This is a genomic window from Phyllobacterium sp. UNC302MFCol5.2 (genome assembly GCF_000686005.1).
Classification (GTDB): domain Bacteria; phylum Pseudomonadota; class Alphaproteobacteria; order Rhizobiales; family Rhizobiaceae; genus Phyllobacterium; species Phyllobacterium pellucidum.
The window spans coordinates 34,452-48,052 of the sequence record NZ_JMLL01000017.1 but is presented as its reverse complement, the minus strand read 5'-3'; the positions used below and the strand labels follow the sequence as shown (position 1 = coordinate 48,052).

Sequence of the window (13,601 nt, the reverse complement as noted above, 5' to 3'; positions counted from 1 at the left end):
TCAGAAACCGGACTCTCGAATGAGCACGGCAAGTGCGCGCCTTGCCGTCCTGCTGAATACACTTTCAGGATTGGCGTCGATCCTCACGACACCGCGCAGGACCGGCAAAGTGACCGGCTGGGCGGCATCGGTTGTCATGATGAACTGATATTGGGCTTCCACCGGGACCGCGCCTTTCTCCTTGTCTTCATTTACGGCAATTGCGCCGCCGTTGGTGGAGGAAAGGTAGGGTAGATCGAGCGCCGATACGCCTCCGGCACTGATTGAGGCAAGACGAACGCCGGATTTGGCAGTCAAAGGTTCGTCCGGTATGAATTGTCCTCGTGCACCGGTTTGAACTGCAGAGACGAGATCCTCCGGCACGTAGCCGCGTACCTGGTGGCCGCCGTCGGCAACCACTAGCGCCAGCTCCTCTCCTTTGCCGACCCAACGATCCACGTGCAAATCAGGCGTGACGTCCTCAATCACACCGGCAACAGTTGCCCTCATCGTCAGGTCGTTCTCAAGACGGCGGTGGCCAGCCATCTGCTCGTCAAGGCTGGCTATTTCCTGATCGATCACGATCGTGGCGTTGCGGTCAAGCTGGTCAGCGACCCGGCGCGCACGGCGCAACAAGGCCAGGTCGAGGTAGGTTTGTGTCTTTACGAGTTCGAGCGCCAGCTTGGGCGATTCCAGCCTGTAGAGGATGTCGCCCGGTTTGACGTGAACGCCGGCCTTGACCATGATCTGCTTCAATTGCGCTGCGACGGGGGCCGCGATGCGTTGGACCGAAACCGGCTCCATCACAGCAGGCATTTCGACGCGATGCGGCCATGGGATCATGATCGACAACACGACGAGCACTGCGGCGGCACCAGAAAGCCGATACCGGCGATGCTCGGCAATCTGATCCCGTAGAGCCCACCAGACCTTGATTTCATTGGCGACGGGTCGTGCGACGAACCACAAGATTTCGACGGTAAACAGGAGGATGCCGAGCATCTTGACCTGCGTCATGTGGTAGACGATGAGTGCAATACCAATGAACAACCCAAGGCGGTATATGCAAACGGCGAGAGCGTAGAAGACAATCATTGCTCGCCGGCGCCATGGCCAGTCCTCCGGGCACGGAGCCTCAAGGTTGAACAAAAATTCCCGTATTGCCCAGCGAAATAGAGCGAAAGCGCGCGGTTGCAGATTAGATATCCGCCAATAATCACTAAGCAGATAGTAGCCGTCGAAGCGCATCAATGGGCTGAGATTGATCGCAAGGCTCAGCACCCAACTCGCGGTCGCAATGAAGAAGCAGGCACTCTTCAGGATCCCGTCGGGCAACAATGCCCAAAGGAATGTTGCAATCGCCGCTATGGCGAGTTCAACCATCATGCCGGCACCGCTCACCAACAGGCGCTGCCGACGGGATTGCAAACGCCACGTGTCGGTTACGTCGGTATAAAGAACCGGAGCAAGTACGAGAAATGCGATGCCCATGGTTGGCACGCGGCAGCCGAAATGCTTCGCAGTGTAAGCATGGCCCAGTTCGTGAAAAATCTTCACGAAGAACAACGCCACCGCATAGCCGAGCGCGCCTTCCAGCGAAAAGAAGAACAGGAACGTGTGAGAGAACGTGTCCAATTGGCGCGAAGCCATGAACAAGCCAGCGAGCCCAAGTATGGCGATGGTCGACAGGGCCACGCGCGATGCGAACAGCCGGGCAACAGGCAGCGTCGTCTGCAAAAATCCGTCGGGCTTCAGCAAAGGCACGCGGATAAAGAGGTAATTGTGCAAAAGCCAGGAGAGAGGCCCGCGCCGCCTGTCCTGCTGCTTCTTGTAGACAGACTTCCAGCCTGCAATGGGTTCGGCAAACAAGCCGGCCTGATCGAGCATCATTGTCAACTGATAGAGATCCTCAAGCGAGACCTCATCACCCAGTTGTGCGGTCAAATGGACAGCCAGCGCATCGAGTTGCACGTTGCCGCGCCAGTGCTGCAATATCTGGTACGCTCGTTCATCGACCTCGTGATAGCGGTGTGCGATCGGATCGTAGACCAGCCAATGCCCCTCGCCGCTATCCCTCGAGCCCGAGTGCAGGCGCAGGTCCTGCCGCAATGCCGGAGCAACAACCGACCCTTGGCCTTGGGGAGGATTCGTCATCACAAACCGACCTTCTGCCGGAGCCAGGTCAGAGGCCGTCGGAAAAGATAGTAGCCAAGCGGGGCTTTATCACTGAATAGCTGGGCCGTACCCCGTACGCCCGGCCGGGGCAGCGGACGACCGGCGTCAAACTGCCCGTCGATGCGATAGACAAGTCCCTGCCCTTCCACCATTCGGGCTTGTTGGCTGGTGGACGTGACCGTGGCCTCAAGCGGATTGAGCGGATCGCCATCGAGAAACGCGCGGACGCGGGCACCTGGCTTGAGGTTCAGCACCTCGGCAACCGGAAGGTTGGCTCGCAATTCGACCTTGTTCACGTCGGCGATTTCCAGAATGCGTTGCCCGGTAACCACGGGCTTGCCAACCCATTCCTTGCGGTCCGCGTAGACCACGACCCCATCTCGCGCCGCACGAATTTGCGACTTTTCAAATGTGTCTTGCGCAAAGTCGCGCTCGGCGATCTTGAGCTTCAGTTCGGCACGCGACTGTGCAAGTTCGCGCTTTGCGCTCTCATCGACAAATGAGCTTTGCTGCAGTTGCCGCAGCTTGGCGACCGCAACGCTGACTTCCTCTTCAGCAATGCGCAACTGGTTGCGTGGAACGGTGTCCACATACTGAACGACCACGTCCCCGGTTTTGACCATGGAGTTGGGAGCCGAAACAATATTATCGATCACACCGTCAACCGGCGCGGCGACGACGAACGGATCTTGCGGAACCACTTCCATGGGCGCCAGCGCAGTCATCGGCACCGGATAAAACATGGCGGCAACAGCGGCGATTGAAAGCATGTAAAAAAGGCCACGCAAATGGGGCCGCATCTTGTGGCGTGGCACCTTGTGTACAAGAACAGTCGCAGCGTGCGCTGCCGTTCCTGCAATCCGGTCGCCGATGGCGATTTGTCCCTCCTGGAAAGGCTGCTCCCCAACCACAAGTAAGCCGGCTGCCGGTTTCACATTCGGGTAGCTCAGCGGCAGCCAATATGCTTGCGCAAACGGGAATGTACGTGCCTCGTATTCTTCGGCCGCAGAGCCGCTCCTCAACGTCAGGGGGCACATTTTTTCCCACCCGAGCGGCGGTGGATCCGTTTTGAGTTCCTTCTCAAGCCAGCGAATAGCTGGCGCGTTACGATCGATCTCGCTGGCGCCCGACACCTTTATTATGCGGGGATTTCCCGAACGAGTATCAAGGAAATACGCTATGCGGGCGTCCGTCATCTTGCGGACCTCGTTAACGAGCAGAACGCTAAGCTCGTCGACGCTTCGGCAAGCCCGAATCTCTCCTTCGACGCGTAACAAATGGCGCAGTGCCGCAACGGCATCGTCTTGCGGCACTTGGGCCACGGGCGTGTTGGGGTTATTAGGTGCGCCTGTCGGCGCACCGCCACCTATTCGAACAACCGTTTTAGGCGCGGCTTGGATAGTCAAGGCACTACCTCTGGGTTCCGGGTTGTTTCAATTCCGCGCTGAGGCTCATGCCGGGCAATATGTTCGGGGAGCTCTCAGCAAAAACAGCCATTATCTTCACCGTCTGGCTTACGGAGTCCACGGTGGCCGCAATGCGCTGCACGGTCGCATCATGCACGGTATCCGTTTCATCGACAGTAACACGAAATTTCAAACCGGGCTTTATCCATTGGAGCCACAATGACGGTACGATCAGCTCTATTTCCAGACGGTCCGTGTTGACCAGCCGCATAAGCGGTTCATTTGGCTTGGACATCTCATATGCCTTGGCCCGCATTTCGGCGATTCTTCCATCGAATGGCGCTGAAATCGTACACTCCGCGACCTGAACCGCGAGCGTTTCCGCTTGAGCCTGCGCCTTCTCATACTTGGCGCGGTTCTGTTGAACATCGAACCGGCCAATAGCCTTGCGCTTATCGAGTTCGATACTGTTATTAAGGGCAATCTTGTTGAACTCCACTTCGGCGCGGGCCGCGTTGAGTTCGGTTTGGTATTTGCCACAGTCGAACGTGATCAACACTTCGCCCTTCTTGAACCCTTCGCCCTCCCGTCGTGTAATTTCCACAATTCGGGCATTGAGCTCCGTGGAAATGAGCGCGTCGTCGATTGCGCGGACCAGACCGCGCACGGGCTGCTGCACATCCTGTGCAGATACGGTTCCTACGTTTGAAAGGAGCGCCACGCCTATCCATCCAGTGATGAATAGCGCGCGGAACACCGCCTCAATCCCGTAGTGAGGTCGTGGATACCTTGATCACTCGTCCGGGCGTCGCGACCTCTTGGACCACGGAAGTTTCGGGAGCCGTCATAACGGCTGCATAAGGTTTCACCGTCGAGACTGATCCGGTCGTGAGTTTAGACGTGGCATCGGGTGGCGACTGAAGGGCAGATTGGGTTGCGGCAGCGTCCGCCTGGGCCAGCACCGTGGTCAGATCGCCGCGGCCCACCCATGTTCTGCGCAACGCATCCTTGATCTCCGAAACGCTGGCCCTTTCAATATCGACGGGCGGATAAGCGTCAAGGCCAATCGACGCGTAGATGTTGCCATAGGCGTTCTGAAGATTGGCATAGGCAAGATCATAGCGGACGTCCGAGACGACGGTGTTCATCTCCTCACGGATAAGCGTCTGTTCACTGGTCTGTTCGGTCGTGGTGGACGCAGCAATCTGGTCAAGCAACCTGTGCTGAACGCTCTTCAACTCGCCGGCAGTCGACAGTTCTTTTTGTGCATGCACATAGCGTGCGCGGCTTACATAGACCTGCGTCATGATAGCCATGGTCAGAGCCAGCGAGCGCTGATCCAGTAACTCTGCCTGCGATGCGACCAGCTTCTTCTTTTGCGGATACTGGAAAACCTTCAACAGGTTCCAGCTCGCCTGCGCACCCCACCCAACCCAATTGTCGTTATAAAGGAACGAGTTGGTGCTGACACTTGGCCCGACAAACACATCTAGACCAGGCAGCATCTCGAGCAGCGCAGCATCAAGCTCCTTCTCGTTGCTTCGCAGGCGATAGGCTACGTCGCGCACTTCCGGACGGTTCATGATGGCAACACGAATGAGCCTGCTTGGATCCACGTCGACGGGCGGCTTGCCCATGCGGGTTCTCTCACTGGAAAGCCGGAAATGCGAGTTCGGCGGCACATTCATCAAGGCTGCAAGCTGGCTGCGCGCAATGCGAAGTTCGCCTTCGATTTGCTGTGCGTCACGGCGGATTTCAAGCAACTCGCGTTCATGTGTTAGTGCAACGATCGGCGAGGTCTGCCGCTCGGCTGCGAGCGCGCGCGAGTCGGCTATCGCCCGGCGGGTCTTACCTTCGAGGGAGTTGAGGCGGGAAAGCAACTTCTCGCTGGCAATCGCGCGCCAGTAGGCGGTGCGCACATCCTCGACGATCCGGTTAAGTGCCTTTCGGCGCGCTTCGCGCTGCATCATCACCTTGTCCGCGGCCTGTTGGGCGCGAACATAGGAAAGGCCGAAATCAAGAACATTCCAGCTCAGTGTGATGTCTGAATCGAGCATGTTCTTGTCGGTACTGGTCGATGGTTCAAGAGACTGTTGATTGGTCAGAACCGAGGTGCTCGAACTCGCCAACACATTGTCTCGGCCAGTATACCCGGAATTGACAACCAGGTTCGGCAGCCCCTGGTAAGTGGCAAGGTTCAGTTCCTGAAGATTAACTGCCTCCTGCATCAACTCGACCCTTTGATCGAGATTGTACTTCAATGCGCGGGCAGTAGCTTCATACACGTCGATGGAACCGCTAACCGGCTCCTGTGCCGCCACGACACGGGACAAATTGCTATTGGCGATCTTGCTCAGAGCAAGTTCATCGAGCGGCTTTGGGACAACTGTGCACCCGGCGATGATTAAAGCCGTAGAAAGCAAAAGTAAGGACTTTAAGGCCATTCCAAACCTGCACAGTTGAGAACATATACTCTGATACGTTCGAACCCCTTCTGAGCACCGCTGCGCCATAAAGGCGCCAAATCCCCTGTCCAAGAAAATCAGTGTAGTGAGTTGCAACTGATTCTTTATGCGTATTCCAAAGTAATCAACCAGAACTACATTTGCCAGCCGCTTCTAAGCCACCTCCAAGAAACACGTGAGGTTGTGTCCTTTTCGCCTCATGCGTGTATTCCGTGAGTGAAAGCCAAGCGCATTGCTCAACGATTCTCTATCAAATTCGCTTGCAACGGTAGTTGGACCAAAGGCCAACGAGGGCGTGACTTTTCCGAATGTCTATCGCCGAACAGAATGCGCGATCATTGTCTTCGCGCCCTGATCACATTCTGAGGTAACAACTGCGATCGGGTTTGAAATCCGGCTATTTTAAAAGTCACAGTTTGGAGAAGATGACAAACACGCAGTTAGCCCACGCTCTTAGACAATGCGCCGGTTCTTAAAGCTTGCTCAACTTCCTCAAAAATCCAATATTCTTTGTCTTCAATCAGATACTCGACAGCCTAAAGCACATCATCGTCGCCTTCATGCTGAACGACGAAACCACAAAGACGCACGAGTTGGTCTCGGAGCCAGATCACGGTCTCCGTCTGGTCTATGTTATCAATGGAAAATGTTTTGATGTCCGCAGCCACTATGCATTGCGCCTCTGTAGTCAGCGTTTTCTTTAACTGTTTCATCTGAATCGATCGGAAAACTAAACACTAGGAAGAGGTCGAAGTTCTCAATTTCATCATCCTTGGTGCGCCATTTCTCTTGTTCTTCAATAGATTGATTATCGTTCCCACTCGTGCTTGCGCAATCGGCTGTTGGAAAGTGTTGGAAAATTTGCGTGAGCGGTTTTTGACCTACCTTACATTTCCTTGAACTGGCTTAAGCACCTACGGCCAGTTTTCTGTCCCGGTGAATCATGCATGTTGCTACTAAAGCAACAGGAATTTAAGAGACTAGAGAGACGGAGTTCCGACAATAGATTTGCGGTTTTCAGATAGCAGTGCATGGACTGCATTTTCATCCTTATAAGCTGCTGTCTGTACTTGTACTCAACCTCCCAGCCACATAATACTACTGCAAAGCGCGCGCCACGTAGCGTGAGGCGCTTTGTTGCGGGAAATATGACGACCGCAAAGCTTCACATCAATATTTCACCGGGCCTCATAGACGTCGAAGGTGATTCAGAACTGGTGCGTGAGATTTACGCTGATTTCAAAACGCATCTCCTCAGCGGTGTCACTCCTGCCGCTCTTCCACAAGACGAGCGCGAAGAGACAATTGAACCCGAGGATAATGGTCGACCACGCGCTAAGGGAAAGCGTAAGTCCGCACCCAAAAAGCGCGGCGCGGGAGATGAAGCAAGCTCCGGTATAAGTGCAGACGCGCCTAAGTTGGACCGGGATCTCGATACGGCCAAGTTGGCTGCGTTCTATGGTCAATTCGAACCCAAGAACCATTCGGATAAGATATTGATATTTCTTACTTTTTTGACACAAGAGCTGGGAATTGCAGCTCCGAATACTGATCAAGTTTATACCTGCTATATCAAAGCAAACCAAAAGCCTCCGAAAGCATTCGCTCAGGCTTTCCGGGACACAAGTGGGAAAAGCTTTGGTTATATAGAGTATAGGCCGCCTACTGAAATTCGGATTACCACAGCAGGGAATAATCATTTTCATTTTGATTTAAAAAAGAAGGGTGATGAGTGACGGACGCTGTAAACCGCTTCTACAATTCTATTGAGAACGTCGAAGCGCAGAGCCAGGCTGCCCTTGTGGAGCTCTTTGTTTATTTTTTAACAGTGGAGCTGGGACAGGGACTCTGCAACTCCAAAACAGGTGTCTACTTGCTTTGAGGCGTGTGATCTCGTTGTTCCTAAAAACGTTGGCGCGCGCTTGTCGGAGGGCTTAAAGGGCAAGCCACCGAAATACATCAAGGCGGGTGGTGGCTACAAGCTCCAACGGCACATGCGCGAAGCGCTATCGCGCAAGCTCGGTGCCGAAATGGTCGCCGCTCAAACAAGCGCCACATTGCGTGGACTCGAAAACAAAATGCCCGACGGCTCCGATAAGGACTTCCTTAAAGAAGCCATCGACTGCTTTGAGGTCGGAGCGAACCGGGGAACCATTGTCATGGTTTGGATTCTGGCGATGGACCACCTATTTGCGCACATACTCGCCCATAAGCTGGCTGATTTTAACGCTGCCCTTGCGCTGAACACCGACAAGAGTGTCAAGGTGAGGGTGATAGCTCAGCGAGACGATTTTACCGAGATGAAGGAATCAAAATTCATCGAGTTCTGCCGAACAGCCAAAATCATCTCGAACGACGTGCGGAAGATTCTGGATCAGAAGCTGGATACCCGCAATTCTTGCGCTCACCCGTCTGGCGTAACGATCAACAAGTCCAAGGTCATCGATTTTGTGGAGGACCTCATTGGGAACGTCGTCTTGAAGTATCCGGTTTGAACCGATGATTATCAGGCGGGCGGTCGCATCTCTTCGAAGTCGATGATGCCAGACGTCAAGAGATGGTCGAGGAGATTACCAATTGGTGGGCTTCGATGCCAATCGCTTCTCCAACTGGCGAAAAATCGAAAATAAGGCAATAAATACATAACTCTGACTCCAAGAATTTGGCTTCTACGAATCTGGGGGTCAGAGGTTCGAATCCTTTCGGGCGCGCCAATTCGGTATAAAACTGGGCACTCCTGCCGCAGCCGCTCCGCTTATGACCAGACGCTCTAAAGCATCGCGCCTTCCGTGAATGCGAATCTGCGTATTCTTCGGATTGTCTAAGTAGCAGCCTGACCGAGGCCGTTTCCACGCGAATCCGCGCGTGTCAGTGCTGGCCTGAAGCCGGGAGAACGGATGACGATTAGCCAGTGGATAGGCAATCAGGGCGATCGCCGGAAGCGGGAAACTTGTCAGCAACAGTTTGACGCCTGCGGATCAGAAGCACTAACGCCAGCATCGTTCAGACAGGATGGTAGTGGCGGCCTGCCAGCATTTCGATGACTTGCGCTCCGACCTGTGAGGGTCCAAACAGCGCGCCGGATCCGACTGCATCGGCGAGGTGGTAGCCGCGGAACTGGAACAGGATGAGAAAGGTGGATCTAGGGCATCGAGGGCCGCCCGAGGCGAAATCCTGGAATTCCTCACACCCGACCCGCGTGCCGCTGGACGGTGGAGGCCTTCAAATGCACTGGGGGCGACGACCTGTTCTACTGCTTCGCGGCAAATTGAACGGACCCGGCATTTGAGTTGGTGGTCAGAAATTAGCCAGTTTTAGATAGAATCGGCTGTGCGCAGAGGCGAGCCGAGCTTATGGCGCAGTGGCCTTGGTTCTTCGAGAAAGATTTAAAACTATCGCTATCAGAACTGTGCCCACAATAAAAACGAAGGCCGCGGCGGCGATCGCGGGACTGATGTTTTCCCGGATCGTTGAAAACATCTGCCGTGCGAGCGTCCGCTGGTTGGGACCCGCCACAAACAAAGTCAATACGACTTCATCCAGCGACGTTGCGAAGGCGAAAACGGCGCCAGATATGATCCCCGGGAGTGCCAGCGGCAGGGTGACTTGTCTCAGCACGGTAATGGGTGCCGCGCCGAGACTGGCCGCAGCCTGCTCCAATCGTCGGTCTATCCCTTGGATAACCGCAAGGACGTTGACGACGACAAAAGGCACTGCCACTACGGTGTGAGCGATAATCACTCCAAGGTAGGTATTCGTCAGGCCATACCGGGCAAACATCAATTGCATGCCGACACCCAGCACTACCGCGGGCACCACCATCGGCAAGAGAAAGATCGTCTTGATGATCGCAAGGACGGGCGAAAGCTGCCGGTCGCGCAGTCCAAGCGCACCGACGGTGCCAAGAACGGTGGCCAGCACCGTTGTGCCACTCCCAATGACCAGGCTGTTTACGATCGAACGTTGCCAGACACCAGCGGTGAACAATTCCACAAACCACCGTGTCGAGTATCTAGGAATCGGATAGTTGAGGAAGACGCTGTCGGTGAAGGCAAGCGGCAGGATGGCGATCAGCGGTGCGACCAGAAAGAAGATCGTTGCGCCTCCGAAAACGATCTTAGCAACACGCAAGACGTTCATGGACGCGCCTCCCGGTCTGACGAGAGTCTGAGGTATATCGCATAGAGGATCATCGTCGCGGCGAGCAGCACCAGTCCGAGCGCCCCTGCCATTCCCCAATTTGCCGCGCCCGTAGCGTAGTATGCGATGACCGAGCTGATCATCTGGTCCTTGGCTCCGCCGATCAGTGCGGGGGTGATGTAGTAGCCGAGCGCACTCATGAACACCAGCAATGCACCGGAAACAACGCCGCGCATTGAGAGCGGCAATAAGACACTCAAGAATGCCCTGAGGGGATGAGCGCCCAATGACGCGGCGGCGGGCATAAGATTCTTGGGAATACCGACAAGCACGCTGAAGATGGGAAGCACCATAAAGGGTAGTAGAACATGGGTCATGGCGATGATGACGCCGGTACGGTTGAAAATCAGCGGCAGCGGGGCGGAAATTATCCCAAGATACGTCAACATGGAATTGATCGGGCCTCTGTCCTGCAACAGGATGAACCAAGCGGCCGTTCGCACCAGGAGGGACGTCCAAAGCGGCAACAGGACTGCACCCAGCAACAATTGTCGCTTCCAGCCGTCGACGGACGCGGCGATCATCGCGAACGGCAGTCCGATCAAAACGCAAGCCAACGTCACCGTCAGTGACATCACGAACGTCCTGATCATAATAGCCTTGTTCGCAGACGCATCGGGTGGCAGCGCTACGATTGTGTTGGATGCATCCCGTTGCAGATCAACTGCCGCCAAAAGATTGCGGTCTGTAATCGTTGACGATGTGGCTACCGTGACGGCTTGCCAGTAGGAAGGATCGGCCCATCGCCTGTCCAAAGCGACGAGGTCGATATTGCCGCCCGCTTCCAAAGCCGCAGCGCGTGTCTTTGGCATCAGGGTTCTGAACCCGGATTTCGCGCTGTTGAGGCGTCGGACGAGATCTCCGAACAACTGGTCCTCCCCGATCTGGCGTAGGTCTGCAACCAAAGCAGCCTTCATTTCATCAGATGGAGGACTTGTGCGGTCCCAGCCCGAAACCGCACGAGCGGTGGCGGGCAGCACCTCCGCCGCCACGGGGTCTGACACTGCAGATTTCATCATCGAGACGAGCGGAACCGCGAAGAACAAAACAAGAAAGAGGAAGAGGGGCCCGACGAGCATCAGGGAAACAAGTCGCCTGTTAAGCCCTGATCGATTCATGGCCCGACCACCCAGCAATCGGTAGGCAGAAAGAAAAGTTGCACTTCTTCGCCAATCGAGAGTGCCGGCTGGCTGCGATCCGTCTTGACGACAATCGACTGACCGTCGGTTTTCGCAATCAACCGTAGGTGGTCCCCGTGATAGACCACATCCGAGATTACCGCGGTGATGATGTTCCCGGAAATCTTCTCCCGTCCCACCTTTATCCGTTCCGGCCTTATTGATAGGCACACGTTACCCTTCGGAAGACGGTTCGAACCAAGCTCGACGACAACCTCCCGGCCGCTTTGCAATCGGACGCGGGTGGTGAGACCCTCGGTGCCTTGAACTGACCCGCGGACGAGATTCGTCTCGCCGATGAACTCGGCTACGAATTGCGTATTCGGATGGTCGTAGATGTTCGTAGGAGTGCCAATTTGTTCGATCTTCCCACCATTGAAGATTGCTATTCGGTCCGACATCGTCAGTGCCTCGGACTGATCATGGGTGACAAACACGATCGTCAGTTCGAGTCGCCTGTGCAGTTCCCGAATGTCCAGTTGCATTTGCTCTCGCAATTGCTTGTCCAATGCGCCAAGGGGCTCATCCATCAGAACCACCTCTGGCTCGAAGATGAGGGCCCGCGCCAAGGCGACACGCTGCTGCTGGCCGCCGGAGAGCTGGGAGGGACGCCGGTCTGCGAGCGCGCCCAATTGCACCATATCAAGCGCTTTTCCGACGCGCCCATTCATCTCTGTGCGGGAGAGACCGCGCATTTTTAGCGGAAAAGCCACATTCTCAGAGACGGACATATGCGGAAAAAGCGCATAGTTCTGAAAGACGACGCCCATGTTCCGCTTGTGTGGTGGCAAGCAATCGATCCGCCGACCGCCAGCCCAGATCGTACCGTGTGAGGGATTCTCGAAACCCGCGAGCATCATGAGTATGGTCGTTTTTCCAGAACCCGACGGTCCAAGCAGGCTGATGAACTCCCCCTTGCCGATCTCCAGATTCAGGCCCTCGACAACGGTCAAAGCGCCGAAGGATTTGCTGACTTCCTCCAACCGGATGAAAGGATTGCTCATCGTCGATCACCTCGGCTCTCGCGAAACAGTGCGCGACGGGTACGGCGCATTAAACGACCCACCTGTCCGTCATGACTGTGAATACAAAGGCGCCGACGAACCAGCGCCTTTGTAGTCCACATTACTGCGCTAGCCAGGCATTGAAACGTTGCGTCAGGGCTTCGGAATTGTCTGTCCAGAAGTCGACATCCAGCGTAATCGCGCCTTTCAGATTATCCGGCGAAGTAGGAAGCTCAGCTTGATATTTTTCCGGCACGAGCTTGCCGGCCTCGATGTTAGGCAGTCCATAGGCAATATACTGGGGCAACTGGGATTGGTTATCCGGCTTGCTTGCATAAGCTATGAAGTCCAAAGCCGCGTCCTTGTTGGGACTATCCTTCAGGACCACCCAACTATCGATTGCATAGATGCTGCCGGGAAACACGAAACCGAAATGCTTGCCCTCGGTCCTATTCAGTCCAGTTATGCGCCCGTTATAGGCGCTCGTCATTACCACCTCGCCGGAAGAAAGGAGTTGAAGCGGCTGTGCTCCGGCTTCCCACCAGACGATATTCGGCTTGAGTTCATCGAGTTTCTTGAAAGCCCTGTCAACACCTTCCGGGGTAGCGAGAACGGTGTAGACTTGATCGGCAGCGACCCCATCCGCCATCAAGGCGAATTCGAGCGCATATTTGGCGCCCTTGCGCAGGCCACGTTTACCCGGAATTTTCTTCGTATCCCAGAAATCTGCCCATGAAGTGGGAGCCTCTTTCAGCTTGTCACCATCATAGGAGATACCCGTAGACCAAACGATCGCACCAACTCCGCAGTCGCTGACAGCAGCGGGCAAAAACTTGGATTTGCCGCCGAGCTTTTCCCAATCGATCTTTTCGTAAATGCCATCCGCGCAGCCGAGCGCCAATTCCTCAGCCTCTACCTGTACCGCATCCCAGTTCGGAACACCCGCTTTCACCTTGGCCTGGAGCACGCCGTATCCACCGTCCCAACTTTCATCCAGCACCGGCTTGCCTAACTGCTTCGCGAAGGGTTCGAAGTAGATCTTGCGCTGAGCGTCCTGATAGTTGCCGCCCCAGGACACGACCGTCAGGTCACGCGCTTCCGCTGCTGCAATTCCAACTGAAGTCAGCGCGCATGCAATCAATGCTGCGTTCAGGATTTTCATTGTCATTCCCCTTGTTTTTGTATGACAAGCTA

Annotated in this window: 10 protein-coding genes; 2 read left to right on the top strand and 8 right to left on the bottom strand. The window is 55.3% G+C overall.

Annotated elements, in window-relative coordinates:
- The 4 genes from BR48_RS0121565 to BR48_RS25215 form a co-directional block, all read right to left on the bottom strand.
- Positions 1-2,133: a biotin/lipoyl-binding protein gene (locus BR48_RS0121565; protein WP_051615370.1), complete on the bottom strand. Its 2,133-nt coding sequence runs from the start codon at positions 2,131-2,133 to the stop codon at positions 1-3.
- Positions 2,133-3,350, bottom strand: a complete 1,218-nt coding sequence (locus BR48_RS0121560) for an HlyD family efflux transporter periplasmic adaptor subunit (protein WP_155810949.1) — start codon at positions 3,348-3,350, stop codon at positions 2,133-2,135. Before BR48_RS0121560 ends, BR48_RS0121565 begins: the two co-directional genes overlap by 1 nt.
- Before the next feature lie 214 nt (positions 3,351-3,564).
- Positions 3,565-4,317, bottom strand: a complete 753-nt coding sequence (locus BR48_RS25220; RefSeq protein WP_197030381.1) for an efflux RND transporter periplasmic adaptor subunit — start codon at positions 4,315-4,317, stop codon at positions 3,565-3,567.
- Positions 4,318-4,321: 4 nt separating this feature from the next.
- Entirely contained in the window at positions 4,322-6,121 is a 1,800-nt protein-coding gene (locus BR48_RS25215; protein ID WP_245273666.1) for a TolC family protein, read from the bottom strand.
- Positions 6,122-7,173: 1,052 nt separating this feature from the next.
- On the opposite strand from BR48_RS25215, the gene BR48_RS0121540 reads away from it, so the two are divergent.
- On the top strand, positions 7,174-7,761 hold the full coding sequence (locus BR48_RS0121540; RefSeq protein WP_027233205.1) for a hypothetical protein: 588 nt from the start codon (positions 7,174-7,176) through the stop codon (positions 7,759-7,761).
- Between the two features lie 186 nt (positions 7,762-7,947).
- On the top strand, positions 7,948-8,520 hold the full coding sequence (locus BR48_RS0121535) for a hypothetical protein (protein ID WP_197030380.1): 573 nt from the start codon (positions 7,948-7,950) through the stop codon (positions 8,518-8,520).
- Between the two features lie 856 nt (positions 8,521-9,376).
- Here BR48_RS0121535 and BR48_RS0121530 read toward each other — a convergent pair.
- The 4 genes from BR48_RS0121530 to BR48_RS0121515 all read right to left on the bottom strand — a co-directional run bounded on the left by BR48_RS0121530 (position 9,377) and on the right by BR48_RS0121515 (position 13,569).
- A complete protein-coding gene (locus BR48_RS0121530; RefSeq protein WP_027233203.1) occupies positions 9,377-10,165 on the bottom strand; it encodes an ABC transporter permease in 789 nt (262 codons plus the stop codon).
- A complete protein-coding gene (locus BR48_RS0121525; RefSeq protein ID WP_036815251.1) occupies positions 10,162-11,304 on the bottom strand; it encodes an ABC transporter permease in 1,143 nt (380 codons plus the stop codon). The genes BR48_RS0121530 and BR48_RS0121525 overlap by 4 nt, the downstream gene beginning before the upstream one ends.
- Positions 11,305-11,339: 35 nt before the next feature.
- Positions 11,340-12,407, bottom strand: a complete 1,068-nt coding sequence (locus BR48_RS0121520) for an ABC transporter ATP-binding protein (RefSeq protein WP_027233201.1) — start codon at positions 12,405-12,407, stop codon at positions 11,340-11,342.
- Between the two features lie 121 nt (positions 12,408-12,528).
- A complete protein-coding gene (locus BR48_RS0121515; protein ID WP_027233200.1) occupies positions 12,529-13,569 on the bottom strand; it encodes an ABC transporter substrate-binding protein in 1,041 nt (346 codons plus the stop codon).
- Between the last annotated feature and the right edge of the window lie 32 nt (positions 13,570-13,601).